The following is a 15088-nucleotide window of genomic DNA, read 5'->3' as shown; positions in this document are numbered from 1 at the left end:
GTGAGGGCTCGGCTGGCGCTCAGCGTGGTGCTCAGGCGGCGGCCGGGGCCTTCGGGGCGTTCACGTCGGCCGGAAGCGCCTTCTGCGCAACCTCGACCAGCGCGGCGAAAGCGTTGGCGTCGTTGACGGCCAGCTCCGCGAGGATCTTGCGGTCCACCTCGACGTTGGCGGCCTTCAGACCCTGGATGAGGCGGTTGTACGTCATGCCGTTCTGGCGGGCAGCGGCGTTGATGCGCTGGATCCACAGCTGACGGAAGTCGCCCTTGCGCTTCTTGCGGTCGTTGAAGTTGTAGACCAGCGAGTGGGTGACCTGCTCCTTGGCCTTGCGGTACAGGCGCGAACGCTGACCGCGGTAGCCGGAGGCCGCCTCGAGGATCGCCCGGCGCTTCTTGTGGGCGTTTACCGCCCGCTTGACGCGTGCCACTTTTTAACTCCTTGTAGCGGGGCCGTGGGTGTCTTCACACGGCCCGAATTCGATGGGGTCCCGGTCTTGACGTCCCGCTCCCTCCAGAGGGAGCGGAGGACGTCACTTGCCGAGAAGCTTCTTGATCTTCGCGGCGTCGCCGGGGGCCATCTCCGCGTTGCCGGTGAGGCGGCGGGTCAGACGGGACGACTTGTGCTCGAGCAGGTGGCGCTTACCGGCGCGCTCACGGAGCACCTTGCCGGAGCCGGTGATCTTGAAGCGCTTCTTGGTACCGCTGTGCGTCTTGTTCTTCGGCATAGCGCCGTTATCTCCTCGTCGGTGGCGCCCCCGCCGGTCCGGTGGAGGACCGGCGCCCGGGAGCGTCATGTTGTGTCGGTGATCCGAGACAGGCTGCCTCGGAATCAGGCCTCGGCCGGCGCCTCGGGAGAGGCGTCCGCGGCGGCCTCGGCAGAGGCGACCTCGGGGTTCTCCTCGACGGGGGCTTCCTTGACGGGAGCCTCGTCGGCGGCGACACCCTGGCGCTCGGCCTTACGGGCGGCCTGCGCCTCGCGGGCTTCGGCCATCGCCTCGGTCTTCTTCTTGTGCGGACCGAGGACCATGATCATGTTGCGGCCGTCCTGCTTCGGGTTCGACTCGATGAACCCGAGGTCCTCGACGTCCGAAGCGAGACGCTGCAGCAGTCGGTAGCCGAGTTCCGGCCGGGACTGCTCGCGACCACGGAACATGATCGTGATCTTGACCTTGTCGCCCTGCTTGAGGAACCGAACGACGTGACCCTTCTTGGTGTCATAGTCGTGCGGGTCGATCTTCGGCCGGAGCTTCATTTCCTTGATGACCGTGTGCGCCTGGTTCTTGCGCGCCTCACGGGCCTTCATGGCCGACTCGTACTTGAACTTGCCGTAGTCCATGAGCTTGCAGACCGGCGGGCGTGCAGACGCCGCGACCTCGACCAGGTCCAGGTCGTACTCCTGCGCGAGCTCAAGCGCCTTCGCAAGCGGGACGATGCCCACCTGTTCGCCGCTGGGACCGACGAGTCGCACCTCAGGGACACGAATCCGATCGTTGATGCGGGGCTCGGTGCTGATGGATCCTCCTCGGTAGCACCACACGGCTGTCTGGCAGACAGCCGCTGACGTCATATGTCGTCAGACCAACCGCGGCGGAACATGAAAAATGCCCCGCCGGGCACAGGCAGGGGCTCCAAAACAACCGGAGCACCGCCGCGTGCGATCGCGGGGCGCAGACTCGGGCAGCTTTCCATCGTCCGTACGGAACGATGGATGCCGCCTGACCGGTGACCCGCCTCCCCGGAGGGTGGTCGGGTGGGAGAGCGGAGCCTCCACTTGTGGGCCGGGGACATAAGTCTCCGGCCGGTCGTCAGCTCAATATAGCATTCCGCGCCGGGGCCGCTCACCCGGCGGCCGCGCCACCGGGTGCCGGTCGGCGGCCCGCACGGCCCGGCTTATCGTGTGAGGCATGACTGACGCGACCCCCACCCCCGCCACCGAGGCCGGCAGCACGCCGGACGCTCCCGACTACGACGCCATGACCCGCGACATCGCGGACGTGCCCGCCGTCGAGGTGATCACCACGGTGGCCGTGCACCTGCTGAGCGCCGCGGCGGTCAACCTGGGCCTGGACAAGCCGGACTCCGAGCACAAGGACCTGGACGAGGCCCGCAAGCTGATCACGGCCCTCGCCGGCCTGGTCACGGCGAGCGCCACCGAGATCAGCTCCTTCCACGCGGCCCCGCTGCGCGACGGCCTGAAGTCGCTCCAGCTCGCCTTCCGCGAGGCCTCGATCGTGCCGGACGAGCCGGGCCAGGGTCCGGGCGAGAAGTTCACGGGTCCGGTCTTCGGCTGAGCCGGCCGGCGCACGGAGGCGAGGAACACGAGGTACGCGGAAGGGCCGGGGCATCGCCCCGGCCCTTCCGCGTACCCCTGTGCCCCTCAGCGCGTGAAGAGCGGCTCGCCGGACGGGGCCGGGGCCTCCTCCGGGAGCAGTGCCAGGTCCAGCCCGTGCACCAGGCGGGCCCGCAGGGTCTCGTCGGCGGCCAGGGCCTCGGCGACGCGGCGCGCCGCGGCGGGCGCCTGCGCGCCGGCGGCCAGGACGATCGCCAGTGTGCCGTCGGCGTCCGCCCCGCCGGGGCCCAGGTGGGCGCGGAGCACGGCCGGCTCGGCGGACACGGCGGCCCGCACGGCCTCCCGCACCGCGGGGTCGGCCAGCGGGCCGGCATCGGTGCGGCCCTCGGCCAGCGCGAGCAGTGCGGGGCCGGTGAGCTGGTAGGCGACGGGGCCGGCCAGGTCGAGGACCACGGTGTCGGCCTTCTCGTGCGCGGCGGCCTGCAGGGCCTGGTGCAGCGGGACGGCCACCGGCCGGGCCGCCGGGTCCCAGAGCGCCAGCGAGGCGATCGAGGTGAACGCGGGCAGCGCCCGCCGGTCACCCGCCCGCAGGGTCGGGACGGCCATGTCGCTGGTCTTCTCCCGCTTGAGGCCGGTCTCCGGGTCGGTCTCGACCTCGCCGAGGACGGCGACGACCGGGACCAGCAGGCGGGCCCCCTTGAGCGCGGCCAGCACCTCCGGTTCCTTGGCCCGGTCCGTGGACCAGGCGGCGAGGGCCGCGCTCAGCCGGGGGTCGGCGGAGCCGTCGTCGTCGGAGAAGCCGGGGTCGGGAATGCTTTTGTTCGCCACAGTTACCCGACCCTATCCCGATCCCGCCGTGCGCCTCGCGGGCGCCGGGCCAGTACGGCGGCCAGCGCGAGCAGCGCGGCCCCGACGGCCGCGGCCGCGGGGGCGCCGAGGCGGGCGCCCCGCTCGGCCGGGCGGACCGGCTCGGGGCCGGGGCCGAAGTACGGCTGCCCGGCCGCGACGGGTGCGGGGACCGCCGGCTGGGGGCGCAGCGTGCCGGCGACCTGGAGGGCGGCGACGGGGTCCACCAGTCCGTGTCCGCGGGAGTCGTCGCGGCCACCGGGCGGGGCGTCGGAGGCGGTGTCCTCCAGCAGCCTCTTGATCTGGGCCGGGGACAGGTCCGGGTGGGCGGCCTTGACGAGGGCCACGGCGCCGGAGACGAAGGCCGAGGCGGCGCTGGTGCCCCAGCCCTCGTAGTAGGAGCGGTCGGGGTCGGCGATGACGATGTCGACCCCGGGGGCGCTGACGGTGGCGTACCAGCTGCGGGTGGAGAAGGCGGCCTTCTTGCCGGCGCGGTCGACGGCGGCGACGGCGATGACCCCGGGGTAGGCGGCCGGGTAGGAGGCATGGTCGCCCTGCCGGCCGCCGTTGCCCGCGGAGGCGACGACGACCACGCCCTTGGCGAGGGCGTACTGGACGGCCTCGTCCTCGGCGGCCTCGTGGTGGGCGGAGTCGCTGTCGTCGCCGAGGGAGAGGTTGATCACGTCGGCGCCGTGGTCGGCGGCCCAGCGGATGCCCTCGGCGAGGGCGCCGCCCTTGCTCTCGCGGGCCTTGGCCCGGCCGGGGTCGCCCTCTTCGAGGATCACGCGGACGGGGAGGATCCGTGCCTGCGGGGCGACACCGAGGACCCCTTGGCGGCGGTCGGGGCCGTGGCCGTGCCCGGCGATGATCCCGGCCATGGCGGTGCCGTGCCGGGCCCAGGCGCGGTCGCCGCGGCCGGCGCCCATGCCGATCAGGTCGGCGCCGTCGAGGATTTGGCCGGCCAGGTCGGGGTGGGTCGCGTCGACCCCGGTGTCGAGGACGGCGACGGTGACCCCGTCCCCCTGGGTGGTGCCCCAGGCCTCCTCGGCGCGCAGGGCCGTGAGGCCCCACTGGCGGTCGCGGATGGGGTCGGCGGCGGCGGGGGGCGTGCCGGCTCCGACGAGGAGCGCGCCGAGTACGAGGGCCGCGGCGGCCCGGGACCGGCTCACCGGCCGGCGCCCGACGGGGCGTCCGGCGCGGCGAGGGTGTGTACGGATCGCGCCATCCGGTCGGCGACGGCCTTGGCCTCGTGGCCGAGGCCCGCCTGTGCGACGGCCCCGGTGGCGTCCTTGCGCATCGTGTCCTCGGCCGGGCGGGGGGCGTCCAGCAGGCGGCCGTCGGTGAACGCGGAGACGGTGTAGACGACGACGGGGGCCCCGGGAATCACGGACGCGGTCCACGCGGCGCGCTGGCTGTCGGCGAAGCCGTAGCCGGGCGGGGCGGGCAGGTGTCCCCGCAGGGCTTCCATCGCCGGGGCGCCGGCGGGGGTGAAGACCATGCCGACGGTGACGAGGGAGCTGCGGGTGGCGTCGGTGTAGGTGGCGCGCAGGACCCGGGTGCAGCCGGTGGCGGCGAGGGCCGCCTGCCAGTCGGGGGCGAGTGCGGGCCTGCAGTCGGTGTCGGGGGCGAGTGCGACGCGGGTCCAGGTGCGGTCGGCGCCGCCGGGGCCGGCGTCGGCTCCGTCCAGGACGGGCGGGAAGAGGGTGTCGACGGGGGTCGCGCGCCAGAGCGAGCCGGCCTGGCGGTAGGCGGCGCCGGCGGCCAAGGGGCGGTGGGCGGCGCGCTGTTCGGCCCAGCCGCTGACGCCGGCTCCGCCGACGAGGCCGACTCCGAGCAGGGCGCACAGCGCGGCGGCCGCGGGCCGTGCGGACCCGCGGCGGGCCGGTACGGATTCGGGCGCGGGCTCGGCCGGGACCGCGGTCTGCGGTGTCGACGTGGTCATCCGGTGGCTCCGCCCCCCGTTCCGTACGGCTGCCTCCCCGTACTCTACGCGGCCCCCACCCCACCGATCCCGGGCCGGCCCGACCCCGCCCGCGTCCCGGACACGGGGCAGGGCGCCGCACCGGCACACCGGCGCACGCCTCCACCGCCGAGCCCGCACCGACCCGCCCCTGCCCGCGCCCCCGGACACGGGGCAGGGCGCCGCGCAGCGGCGACCGCATCCGACGGCAGCCCTCTACCCACCGGTACGGCCGTCTGGCAGGCTGCCGCCCATGAATCTTCCCGCCGGTGGAGACAGGGCCCGGTACGACCGGGCCACCGCGCATCTCGACGCGCCCCTGGCCATCGTCGATCTCGCCGCGTTCGACGCCAACGCCGACGGCCTCGTCCACCGGGCCGGCGGCAAGCCGATCCGCGTCGCCAGCAAGTCCGTCCGCTGCCGTGCGCTCCTCGAACGGGTCCTGGCCCGGCCCGGGTTCGCCGGGATCATGTCGTACACGCTCGCCGAGTCGGTCTGGCTGGCCAGGTCGGGGTTCGAGGACGTGCTGCTGGCCTATCCCTCGGCCGACCGCGCCGGGTTCGCGGAGCTCGCGGGCGACCCCAAGCTGGCCGCGGCCGTCACCGTCATGGTCGACGACCCGGCGCAGCTGGAGCTGATCGACCGCTCCCGGGACGCCGGCGGCGACGGCAGCGGCACGCACGAGATCCGCGTCTGCCTCGAACTCGACACCGCGCTGCACCTGTTCGGCGGCCGGGTCCGCGTCGGCGCCCGGCGTTCGCCGCTGCGCGAGCCGGAGCAGCTCGCCGAGCTCGCCGGCGCGGTCACCGCCCGGCCCGGGTTCCGGGTCGTGGGACTCATGGGGTACGAGGGCCATGTCGCCGGCGTCGGAGACGCCCTGGCGGGGCGCCCGTTGCGCTCCCGCGCCATCCGGCTCATGCAGGCGGCCGCCCGCAAGGAGCTCGCGGCCCGGCGCGCCGAGGCCGTACGGGCCGTCCGCGCGGTCGTGCCGGACCTGGAGTTCGTCAACGGCGGCGGCACCGGCAGCGTCCAGCAGACCGCCGCCGAGGACGCGGTCACGGAGATCGCCGCCGGCTCGGGCCTCTACGTACCGCGGCTGTTCGACAACTACACGTCGTTCCACGGCCGACCTGCGGCGCTCTTCGCCCAGCCGGTGGTCCGCAGGCCCGGCGTCGGCGTGGTCACCGTGCTCGGCGGCGGATATCCCGCCTCCGGCGCGGCCGGCGCGGACCGGCTTCCCGAGCCGTACCTGCCGCAGGGCCTGCGCTACGACCCCCAGGAGGGGGCCGGCGAGGTGCAGACGCCGCTGCTCGGCAGCCCGGCCGACGATCTGCTGATCGGCGACCGGGTCTGGTTCCGGCACGCGAAGGCCGGGGAGCTGTGCGAGCGGTTCGAGGCGCTGCACCTCGTCGAGGGCGACCGGGTGACGGCCACCGTCCCCACCTACCGGGGCGAGGGCCGCACCTTCCTTTAGTACCTCTGGTGCCGGCCTAGTACACGCTGTCCGTCTGGTCGGGGACGACGCTCGTGTCACCCCGGCGGACGGGTCCCGGCGTGCCGTCGTGGTCGACGTAGCCCGTGGTCGAGCACGGGTACGGCGCGGTCTTCTGCTTCTTCGGCTCGATGAACATCGGGTTCACGATCCACTTGCCGTCGCTGTTGTCGTACGCGCGGCACATCAGCTCGTTCTTGTTCCGGTTCACGACCAGCCGCAGCGCCGTCGCGTCCCGCAGGAAGGAGATGTCGGTGTCGGAGTCGCCCGCTGCGAACACCTGGCGGCGGGCGGCCGGCTGGACCTTCTCGGCGGCCGCGCCGCGGACGCCGAAGATCTCCTTGTTGATCCAGCAGCGCTTGCCGTCGATGTACGTGATCATCGTGTCGGCGCCGTCCTGCACGGAGCCGCAGCCCTGCAGGTGCGCGGTGAACTTCCCGCCGGCCGCGGTGGTGTTGCGGATGCCGATGACGTGGTCCGCGGCGACGCCGACGCCCTTGGCCCACACCTCCACGACCGGCTGCGGCGAGGCCGAGCTGATCCAGACGTCGAATCCGGCCTTCTGGAGGCCGCCGATCAGGTCTTTCTGCTGGTCGTAGTAGCGCACCCAGCCGGTGGCGGTGCCGGTGCCGACCTGCTGCCCGGCTCCGACGGGCGCGGCGAGGTTCTCGGCCTGCGCGGCGGCCGCGAAACCGCGGATCTCGCGCGCGGTCCAGCCCTGCATCAGCTGGGGCAGCCAGGCGTACGCGGGCTCGATGGTGCGGTGGTCCCAGCCGGCGAAGGCGGCGGCGCCGGAGCGGGTCGCGGCGGTGCCGTAGACGGCGGCGAGTTCGTCGGCGCAGCCCGCGCCCTCGGGGGTGCCGGTGGGCAGCGGGGCGCCGGGAGCGGCGAGTGCGCCGCAGGCGTCGGCGAGGGCCTTGGCGGCGGCCGGGGTGAGGTAGCGGCTGGTGGCGGTCCAGTCACCGGCGGCGGGCCGGCGGATCTTGCCGTTGCGCAGCAGCCAGTACATGGTGGCGTCGCCGACGTCGTTCTTGACGACGGTGTTGTCCCAGTCGAAGACGGCGACGGGCTTGTTGCGGCTGGGCCTGTACGGGTTGCACGTGCCGTACTCGTCGATCAGCTGCTGGAGCCGGGCCTGGTTGTCCCCGTACCAGCCGGCCGCGATCCGGGGGGTGGTGCAGTGGGCGCCGGGGCGGGCCGCCTGGGCGGCGGGAGCGGCGGCCACGAGGGTGCCGGCGGCGATCGCGACGGCGGCGCCGGCCGCCTGGAGCCGTCGTACGGTGTCGAGTCGGGTCACTGAGGTGGACACTCCTGTTTCCTACGAAGATCGTCTCGGACGGTAGAACACGACAGCCGGGCGTCGTGCGACGCCCGGCTGTCGGGGGGATGGAGTGCGGGTGAACGCTCGGGGCGCCCGCCCGTCGGCGGCCGCCTGCAGAGCCCGCCTGCGGAGCAGGCTTACAGAGGAGTGACGTACGCGCCGGAGATGCCGCCGTCGACCAGGAAGTCGGTGGCGTTGATGAAGGAGGAATCGTCGCTGGCGAGGAAGGCGACGGCGGCCGCGATCTCGGTGGGCTCGGCGAAGCGGCCCAGCGGGATGTGCACGAGGCGGCGGGCGGCCCGCTCCGGGTCCTTGGCGAACAGTTCCTGGAGCAGCGGCGTGTTGACGGGCCCCGGGCACAGGGCGTTGACGCGGATGCCCTCGCGGGCGAACTGGACGCCGAGCTCGCGGGACATGGCGAGCACGCCGCCCTTGGAGGCGGTGTAGGAGATCTGGGACGTCGCAGCGCCCATGACGGCCACGAAGGAGGCGGTGTTGATGATGGAGCCGCGGCCCTGGCGCTGCATGTACGGCAGGGCGGCCTTGCAGCACAGGTACACGGAGGTGAGGTTGACGTCCTGGACCCGCTTCCAGGCCTCCAGGCCGGTGGTGAGGATCGAGTCGTCGTCCGGGGGCGAGATGCCCGCGTTGTTGAAGGCGATGTCGACGGAGCCGTAGGTGTCGAAGGCGGTCTTGAAAAGGGCCTCGACCTCCTCGGGGTCGGTGACGTCGACCTTCACGAAGGTGCCGCCGACCTCCTCGGCGGCGGCCTTGCCGGCCGTCTCGTCGATGTCGGCGCACACCACGTTGGCGCCCTCGGAGGCCAGGCGGCGGGCAGTGGCGAGGCCGATGCCGCTGCCGGCTCCGGTGATGACGGCGGTACGGCCGACCAGGCGGCGGCAGACGATCTCGGTGTCAGAAGTGGTCATGATGAGCTCAGGCCTCCGTGCTGATGAAGACGTTCTTGGTCTCGGTGAATGCGGTGAGGGCGTCGGGTCCGAGCTCGCGGCCGAGTCCGGACTGCTTGTAGCCGCCGAAGGGGGTCCAGTAGCGGACGCTGCTGTGGGAGTTGACGGACAGGTTGCCGGCGGCGACGGCGCGCGAGACGCGCAGTGCGCGGCCGATGTCCCGGGTCCAGAGGGAGCCGGAGAGGCCGTATTCGGTCGCGTTGGCCAGGCGTACGGCGTCCTCCTCGTCCTCGAAGGGGAGCACGACGGCGACGGGGCCGAAGACCTCCTCGGCCGCCACGGGTGCGGTGGGGGCGACATCCGTGACGAGCGTCGGCGGGTACCAGAAGCCGGGTCCCTCGGGGGCGGTGCCGCGGATCGCGGTGAGGTCGTCGGTGACGTACGACCGTACGCGGTCCAGTTGCACGCGGGAGATCAGCGGCCCCATCTGGGTCTTCTCGTCGGCGGGGTCGCCGACGCGAACGCCCTCGATCCCGGGGGCGAGCAGTTCGAGGAACCGGTCGTAGGCGGAACGCTGGACGAGGATGCGGGTGCGGGCGCAGCAGTCCTGGCCGGTGTTGTCGAGGAAGGCCATCGGCGCGGCTGCGGCGGCGGCTTCGAGATCCGCGTCCGCGAAGACGATGTTGGGGCTCTTGCCGCCGAGTTCGAGGGTGACCCGCTTCACCCGGTCGGCGCACTTGGCCATGATCTGCTTGCCGACCGGGGTGGATCCCGTGAAGACGATCTTCGCGACGTCCGGGTGCTCGACCAGCGCGTCGCCGGCAACCGTCCCGCGGCCGGGGAGCACCTGGAACAGGTGCTCGGGGATCCCGGCTTCGAGGGCGAGTTCGGCGAGGCGCATCGCGGTGAGCGGAGTGGTCTCGGCGGGCTTGAGCAGGACGGCGTTGCCGGCGGCCAGGGCCGGGGCCAGGCCCCAGGCGGCGATCGGCATGGGGAAGTTCCACGGGGCGATCACGCCGATGACGCCGAGGGGTTCCAGGAAGGTGACGTCGATGCCGCCGGCGACGGGGATCTGCCGGCCGGAGAGCCGCTCCACTCCCCCGGCGGCGAATTCGAGCAGGTCGCGGACGTTGCCCGCTTCCCAGCGGGCGTTGCCGATGGTGTGCCCGGCCTCGCGGACCTCCAGCTGGGCCAGTTCCTCGATGTGCCCGTCGACCGCTGCGGCGAAGCGGCGCAGCAGCCGGGCCCGGTCGGCGGGTGCGGCTGCCGCCCAGCCGCGCTGGGCCGCGGCGGCCCGTGCGACGGCGGTGTCGACATCGTCCCGTGTGGCGGCCGGGACGATGGCGACGATTTCCTCGGTGGCCGGATTCAGCACTTCCAGTTGGTCTGGGGCCAGCGCGTCGGACACGTGGTGCCTTTCAGGTGTGCGGTTCAAGGGTTCCCGTGGCGTGACTACAGGCGTTCGAAGGAGCGGCGCAGTTCCCAGTCGGTGACGGCGGAGTCGTACGCGTCCAGTTCGACGCGGGCCATGTTGCGGTAGTGGGCGACCACCTCGGGGCCGAAGGCCGCCTTGGCGATCTCGCTGTTCTCCCAGAGCTCCGCGGCCTCGCGCAGGGTGGTGGGGACGTGCGCGAAGTCGGCGGTGTACGCGTTGCCCGCGCAGGCCTCGGGCAGTTCGAGGCGGTTCTCGATGCCGTAGAGCCCGGCCGCGACCAGGCCGGCGACGGCGAGGTACGGGTTGACGTCCCCGCCGGGGAGGCGGTTCTCGAAGCGCATGGAGCGGCCGTGCCCGACGACTCGGAGCGCACAGGTCCGGTTGTCCACGCCCCAGGCGACGGCGGTCGGCGCGAAGGATCCCGGCCGGAAACGCTTGTACGAGTTGATGTTCGGGGCGTAGAGAAGGGAGAAGTCGCGCAGCGCGGCCAGCTGGCCGGCCAGGAAGTGCCGCATAACCGGTGACATTCCGCCCGGGCCGTCTCCGGCCATCGCGTTGTGCCCGTCGGCGTCGCCCAGCGAGAGGTGGATATGACAGGAGTTGCCCTCGCGCTCGTCGAACTTGGCCATGAAGGTGAGCGAGACTCCTTCCTGGGAGGCGATCTCCTTGGCCCCCGTCTTGTAGACGGCGTGCTGGTCGCACGTGGTGAGCGCCTCGTCGTAGCGGAAGGCGATCTCGTGCTGGCCGAGGTTGCACTCCCCCTTCGCCGATTCCACGGTGAGGCCGGCGGCCTGCATCTCGTTGCGGATCCGGCGCAGCAGGGGCTCGATGCGGCCGGTCCCGAGGACGGAGTAGTCGATGTTGTACTGGTTGGCGGGGGTCAGGCCGCGGTAGCCCGCGTTCCAGGCCTGCTCGTAGGTGTCCTGGAAGACCATGAACTCCAGCTCGGTGCCGACCATGGCCGTGTACCCGTGCTCGGCGAGGCGTTCGAGCTGGCGGCGCAGGATCTGCCGGGGCGCGGCGACCACGGGCGAGCCGTCGTTCCAGGCCAGGTCGGCGAGGAGGAAGGCGCTGCCCGGGTTCCAGGGGATCCGGCGCAGGGTCGCGAGGTCGGGGTGCATGGCGAAGTCGCCGTATCCCCGGTCCCAGGAGGACATCTCGTATCCGTCGACGGTGTTCATGTCCGTGTCGACGGCGAGGAGGTAGTTGCATCCCTCGGTGCCGTGCGCGAGGACCTCGTCGAGGAAGAACTGTGCGGCGAACCGCTTGCCCTGGAGCCGCCCCTGCATGTCGGGGAAGGCCAGGACCACGGTGTCGATCTCGCCGCTCGCCACGAGGGCACGGAGCTCTTCGGGCGCGAGCGGCGGCTTGCGGTCTACCACTGGAATCTCTCCTTCGGTGAGCCGAGAAGGCCTAAGGTATTGAACAGAACCATTGCTTGGGAAGGGGAAGAGCCGAGATGACCGACACGGCGAGCGAAGGCGGCGCGATCGCGCGGCTGAATCCGGTGCTGAGACAGGTGCGGGCGGGCAACGGTTTCGAGGAGGCGCTGGAGCAGATCCTTCAGGTGGTCCGGCTGGGCCTGGTGCCGGGCGGCGACCGGCTTCCGCCCGAGCGCGAGCTGGCGGAGCGGATGGGGATCAGCCGGGTCACCCTGCGCGAGGTGCTGAAGGTGCTCCAGGACCAGGGCCTGGTGGAGGCCCGGCGCGGGCGGTACGGCGGCACGTTCGTGCTCCCGCGCCCCGACACCCCGGCCGGCGGCACCGAGGACGAGCTGCGCCGGCGCGTGGTGGGGGTGGACATCGAGGACGTCCTGCGGTTCCGCGAGGTCCTGGAGGTGGGCGCGGCCGGGCTGTGCGCCTCCCAGGGGCTCACCGAGGAGGGCTCCGAGCGGCTGCTCGGAGCGCTGACCGCCACCCACGACGCGCCGCTGCCCGACTACCGCCGCCAGGACACCCTCTTCCACCTCACCCTGTGCGAGCTCGCCGGGTCCGCCACCCTCACGGCCCAGTACGCCGCCGTCCGGGCCACCGTGAACGACCTGCTCGACTGCATCCCGCTGCTCGTGCGGAACCTGGAGCACTCGCAGCAGCAGCACTCCGCGCTCGTGGAGGCGGTGCTGGAGCACAACGCGGACGCAGCGCGCGAGGTGATGCGCGAGCACTGCTGCGGAACGGCCGCGCTGCTGCGGGGATTTCTGGCCTAGGACCGATGGCGCGAGGGGCCGCCCGAGAGGTTTTCGTAACCCCTGTTTAACGCAGGGGTCTTGCGCACTCCACTCCGGTACGGCAAAGGTACGCCCCACAACCATTGCCCTAGGCAGGAGCGCACATGGCCGACGACACCGAGGCACGGCTCGCAGCCGTACCCGAACCCACCACGTCCCCCGATGGCGGCGACAGCCACGACGGGTATCTGGAGCGCCGCACGCTGCGCCGCGGCAGCGCCGGCTGGCTGCTGCTGACCGGTCTCGGCGTCGCGTACGTCGTCTCCGGCGACTTCTCCGGCTGGAACGTCGGCCTCGCCCAGGGCGGCTTCGGCGGACTCGCCGTCGCCACCGCCCTGATGGGCGCGATGTACGCCTGCCTCGTCTTCTCCCTCACGGAACTGTCCGCGATCCTCCCGACGGCGGGCGGCGGCTACGGCTTCGCCCGCCGGGCGCTCGGCACCTGGGGCGGCTTCCTCACCGGCACCGCGATCCTCATCGAGTACATCCTGGCCCCGGCCGCGATCGCCATCTTCATCGGCGACTACGTCGAATCGCTGCACCTCTTCGGCCTCACCTCGGGCTGGCCGGTCTACCTCGCCTGCTTCGCGGTCTTCATCGGCATCCACCTGTGGGGCGTCGGCGAGGCGCTGCGCTTCTCCCTCGTCGTCACGGCCGTCGCCGTGCTCGCGCTGATCGTCTTCGCACTCGGCGCCTTCACCGAGTTCGACCCGGCCCGCCTCGACGACATCGCCGTCGACACCACCGCCTTCGGCGCGAACTCCTGGCTGCCGCTGGGCGTCCTCGGCATCTGGGCCGCGTTCCCGTTCGGCATGTGGTTCTTCCTCGGCGTCGAGGGCGTGCCGCTGGCCGCCGAGGAGGCCAAGGATCCGGTGCGCTCCATGCCGCGGGCCCTGTCGATCTCCATGGGCATCCTCGTCCTGCTCGCGCTGGTCACCTTCCTGGCCTCGACCGGCGCCCGCGGAGCCGACGCCATCAAGGACGCCGGGAACCCGCTGGTCGTCGCCCTCGAAGGCAACCCGGGCCTGTCCTGGCTGAAGACCTTCGTCAACTACGCCGGCCTGGCCGGGCTCGTGGCCTCCTTCTTCTCCCTCATCTTCGCGGGCTCGCGCCAGCTGTTCGCCCTGTCGCGGGCCGGCTACCTGCCCCGCTTCCTGTCCCTGACCTCGAAGCGCAAGGCCCCGTACCTGGGCCTGCTCATCCCCGGCGCGATCGGCTTCGCACTCGCCGCGGCCACCGGGAACGGCCCGCGCATGCTCAACATCGCCGTGTTCGGCGCGACCATCTCGTACGCGCTGATGGCCCTCTCCCACATCGTGCTCCGCAAGCGGGAGCCGGGCCTGGAGCGCCCGTACCGCACGCCCGGCGGCATCGCGACCTCCTCGGTGGCCCTCGTCCTCGCCCTGTCGGCGCTGGTCGCCACCTTCCTGGTGGACAAGGACGCGGCGTTCATCGCACTGGGCGTGTATGCCGTCGCCCTCGCCTACTTCGCGCTCTACAGTCGGCACCACCTGGTGGCCTCCGCACCGGAGGAGGAGTTCGCGGCGCTGGCGGAGGCCGAGGCGGAACTGACCCGGGACTGACCCGGGAGCCGGCCGATTCCCCCATCTCCCCCTGCCCATCCCCCTCTTCCTGCTCCTGGAGGTAGCAACCGTGCCCAGGCCGCTCATCGGCATCACGACCTACGTGGAGGAATCCACCCGCTACGGAGTGTGGGACGTCGCGACGTCCCTCGTGCCCTCCGGGTACCACGAACTCGTCCAGGCGGCGGGCGGCGCGGCCGTGCTGCTCCCGCCGGACGAACCCGGATCGGCGGCGGAGGTGCTGAGCCGGCTGGACGGTCTGGTCGTCGCGGGCGGCCCCGATGTGGACCCGGTCCGCTACGGAGCCGAACGGCACCCCCGTACGGGCGCCCCCGCGACGCAGCGGGACGAGTGGGAACTCTCCCTGATCGAGGCGGCCCTGGCGGCGGGCATGCCGTTGCTGGGCATCTGCCGGGGCATGCAGGCGCTGAACGTGGCCCTGGGCGGCACGCTGATCCAGCACATCGACGGCCACGCGGTGGCTCCCGGGGTCATGTCCTGGCACCCGGTCCGCCCGGTCGCGGGCACCCGGTACGCGGAGCTGGTCCCGGAAGAGGCGGACGTCCCGACCTACCACCACCAGGCCGTCGACCGCCTGGGCCGCGGCCTGGTCGCCTCGGCCCACGCGGTCGACGGAACGGTGGAGGCCATCGAACTCCCCGGCCCCGGGCACTGGGTCCTCGGCGTCCAGTGGCACCCGGAACGCGACAAGGACACCCGCGTGATGGCGGCTCTGGTCGAGGCCGCCGCGATGGCCCCGGCCGTGCGGGTCTGACGGCGCCGACGTGCGGGCCGTCCGGCAGGTCGGAAGACTGGAGGTATGACGAACAAGGCTGTGCTGGAGGGCGGACCGGCCGACCTGCCCGAGCGGGTCGTCGACGCTCCGTCCACCGGCGAGGACGTGAAAATCCCGCACCGCGGCGGGTACGAGCACTTCCGGGCCACGGCGCGGCAGCAGGACGGTCCGCAGGGGCCGCTGCCGGTGTTCGAGTGGTGGGAGAGGACCGAGATCGCCGAATGACGAGGCGTG

General features: G+C 72.6%; 16 protein-coding genes. 6 read left to right on the top strand and 10 right to left on the bottom strand.

The window, feature by feature from the left end:
* Positions 1-31: 31 nt before the first annotated feature.
* The 3 genes from rplT to infC all read right to left on the bottom strand — a co-directional run bounded on the left by rplT (position 32) and on the right by infC (position 1533).
* Positions 32-424: a 50S ribosomal protein L20 gene (gene rplT, locus ABTY04_RS19365; RefSeq protein WP_352214554.1), complete on the bottom strand. Its 393-nt coding sequence runs from the start codon at positions 422-424 to the stop codon at positions 32-34.
* A 102-nt stretch (positions 425-526) separates the two neighbouring features.
* Positions 527-721, bottom strand: a complete 195-nt coding sequence (rpmI, locus tag ABTY04_RS19360; protein ID WP_327282603.1) for a 50S ribosomal protein L35 — start codon at positions 719-721, stop codon at positions 527-529.
* A gap of 104 nt (positions 722-825) precedes the next feature.
* Positions 826-1533, bottom strand: a complete 708-nt coding sequence (gene infC / locus ABTY04_RS19355) for a translation initiation factor IF-3 (RefSeq protein WP_352214583.1) — start codon at positions 1531-1533, stop codon at positions 826-828.
* A 367-nt stretch (positions 1534-1900) separates the two neighbouring features.
* Between infC and ABTY04_RS19350 the strand changes: the two genes are divergently transcribed.
* Complete coding sequence (locus tag ABTY04_RS19350; RefSeq protein ID WP_053688768.1) at positions 1901-2287, top strand: DUF1844 domain-containing protein; 387 nt, start codon at positions 1901-1903, stop codon at positions 2285-2287.
* An 86-nt stretch (positions 2288-2373) separates the two neighbouring features.
* On the opposite strand, the gene ABTY04_RS19345 is transcribed toward ABTY04_RS19350, so the two are convergent.
* From ABTY04_RS19345 to ABTY04_RS19335, 3 genes are read right to left on the bottom strand one after another with little or no spacing between them, the layout of a single operon-like run.
* On the bottom strand, positions 2374-3114 hold the full coding sequence (locus tag ABTY04_RS19345) for an SseB family protein (protein WP_352214553.1): 741 nt from the start codon (positions 3112-3114) through the stop codon (positions 2374-2376).
* Positions 3115-3116: 2 nt separating this feature from the next.
* Positions 3117-4301: a type VII secretion-associated serine protease mycosin gene (gene mycP / locus ABTY04_RS19340; protein ID WP_352214552.1), complete on the bottom strand. Its 1185-nt coding sequence runs from the start codon at positions 4299-4301 to the stop codon at positions 3117-3119.
* Positions 4298-5074 carry a hypothetical protein gene (locus ABTY04_RS19335; protein WP_352214551.1) on the bottom strand — a complete coding sequence of 259 codons (777 nt, stop codon included), beginning with the start codon at positions 5072-5074 and terminating at the stop codon, positions 4298-4300. The genes mycP and ABTY04_RS19335 overlap by 4 nt, the downstream gene beginning before the upstream one ends.
* A 271-nt stretch (positions 5075-5345) precedes the next feature.
* On the opposite strand from ABTY04_RS19335, the gene ABTY04_RS19330 reads away from it, so the two are divergent.
* Positions 5346-6566 carry an amino acid deaminase/aldolase gene (locus tag ABTY04_RS19330; protein ID WP_352214550.1) on the top strand — a complete coding sequence of 407 codons (1221 nt, stop codon included), beginning with the start codon at positions 5346-5348 and terminating at the stop codon, positions 6564-6566.
* Positions 6567-6582: 16 nt separating this feature from the next.
* Here ABTY04_RS19330 and ABTY04_RS19325 read toward each other — a convergent pair whose 3' ends face one another.
* From ABTY04_RS19325 to ABTY04_RS19310, 4 genes are all read right to left on the bottom strand, one after another.
* The gene (locus ABTY04_RS19325) at positions 6583-7881 is read right to left on the bottom strand and encodes a haloacid dehalogenase-like hydrolase (protein ID WP_352214549.1); all 1299 of its coding nucleotides are present in this window, start codon (positions 7879-7881) and stop codon (positions 6583-6585) included.
* Positions 7882-8042: 161 nt separating this feature from the next.
* Complete coding sequence (locus ABTY04_RS19320) at positions 8043-8834, bottom strand: 3-oxoacyl-ACP reductase (protein ID WP_352214548.1); 792 nt, start codon at positions 8832-8834, stop codon at positions 8043-8045.
* A 7-nt stretch (positions 8835-8841) separates the two neighbouring features.
* Positions 8842-10221 (bottom strand): aldehyde dehydrogenase family protein, encoded by a 1380-nt coding sequence (locus ABTY04_RS19315; RefSeq protein ID WP_352214547.1) that lies wholly within the window; start codon positions 10219-10221, stop codon positions 8842-8844.
* 44 nt (positions 10222-10265) lie between these two features.
* Entirely contained in the window at positions 10266-11630 is a 1365-nt protein-coding gene (locus ABTY04_RS19310) for a glutamine synthetase family protein (protein ID WP_352214546.1), read from the bottom strand.
* 77 nt (positions 11631-11707) lie between these two features.
* On the opposite strand from ABTY04_RS19310, the gene ABTY04_RS19305 reads away from it, so the two are divergent.
* The 4 genes from ABTY04_RS19305 to ABTY04_RS19290 all read left to right on the top strand — a co-directional run bounded on the left by ABTY04_RS19305 (position 11708) and on the right by ABTY04_RS19290 (position 15079).
* Positions 11708-12454: a FadR/GntR family transcriptional regulator gene (locus ABTY04_RS19305; RefSeq protein WP_352214545.1), complete on the top strand. Its 747-nt coding sequence runs from the start codon at positions 11708-11710 to the stop codon at positions 12452-12454.
* Positions 12455-12579: 125 nt separating this feature from the next.
* The gene (gene eat, locus ABTY04_RS19300; protein ID WP_352214544.1) at positions 12580-14058 is read left to right on the top strand and encodes an ethanolamine permease; all 1479 of its coding nucleotides are present in this window, start codon (positions 12580-12582) and stop codon (positions 14056-14058) included.
* A 70-nt stretch (positions 14059-14128) separates the two neighbouring features.
* Positions 14129-14833 (top strand): gamma-glutamyl-gamma-aminobutyrate hydrolase family protein, encoded by a 705-nt coding sequence (locus tag ABTY04_RS19295; RefSeq protein WP_352214543.1) that lies wholly within the window; start codon positions 14129-14131, stop codon positions 14831-14833.
* A gap of 45 nt (positions 14834-14878) precedes the next feature.
* A complete protein-coding gene (locus ABTY04_RS19290) occupies positions 14879-15079 on the top strand; it encodes a DUF5988 family protein (protein WP_352214542.1) in 201 nt (66 codons plus the stop codon).
* Positions 15080-15088: the final 9 nt, after the last annotated feature.

Source organism: Streptomyces sp. NPDC097981, assembly GCF_040302565.1.
Classification (GTDB): Bacteria; Actinomycetota; Actinomycetes; order Streptomycetales; family Streptomycetaceae; genus Streptomyces.
Note: the sequence above shows the minus strand (reverse complement) of the source record. Positions and strands in the feature narration are given on the sequence as shown.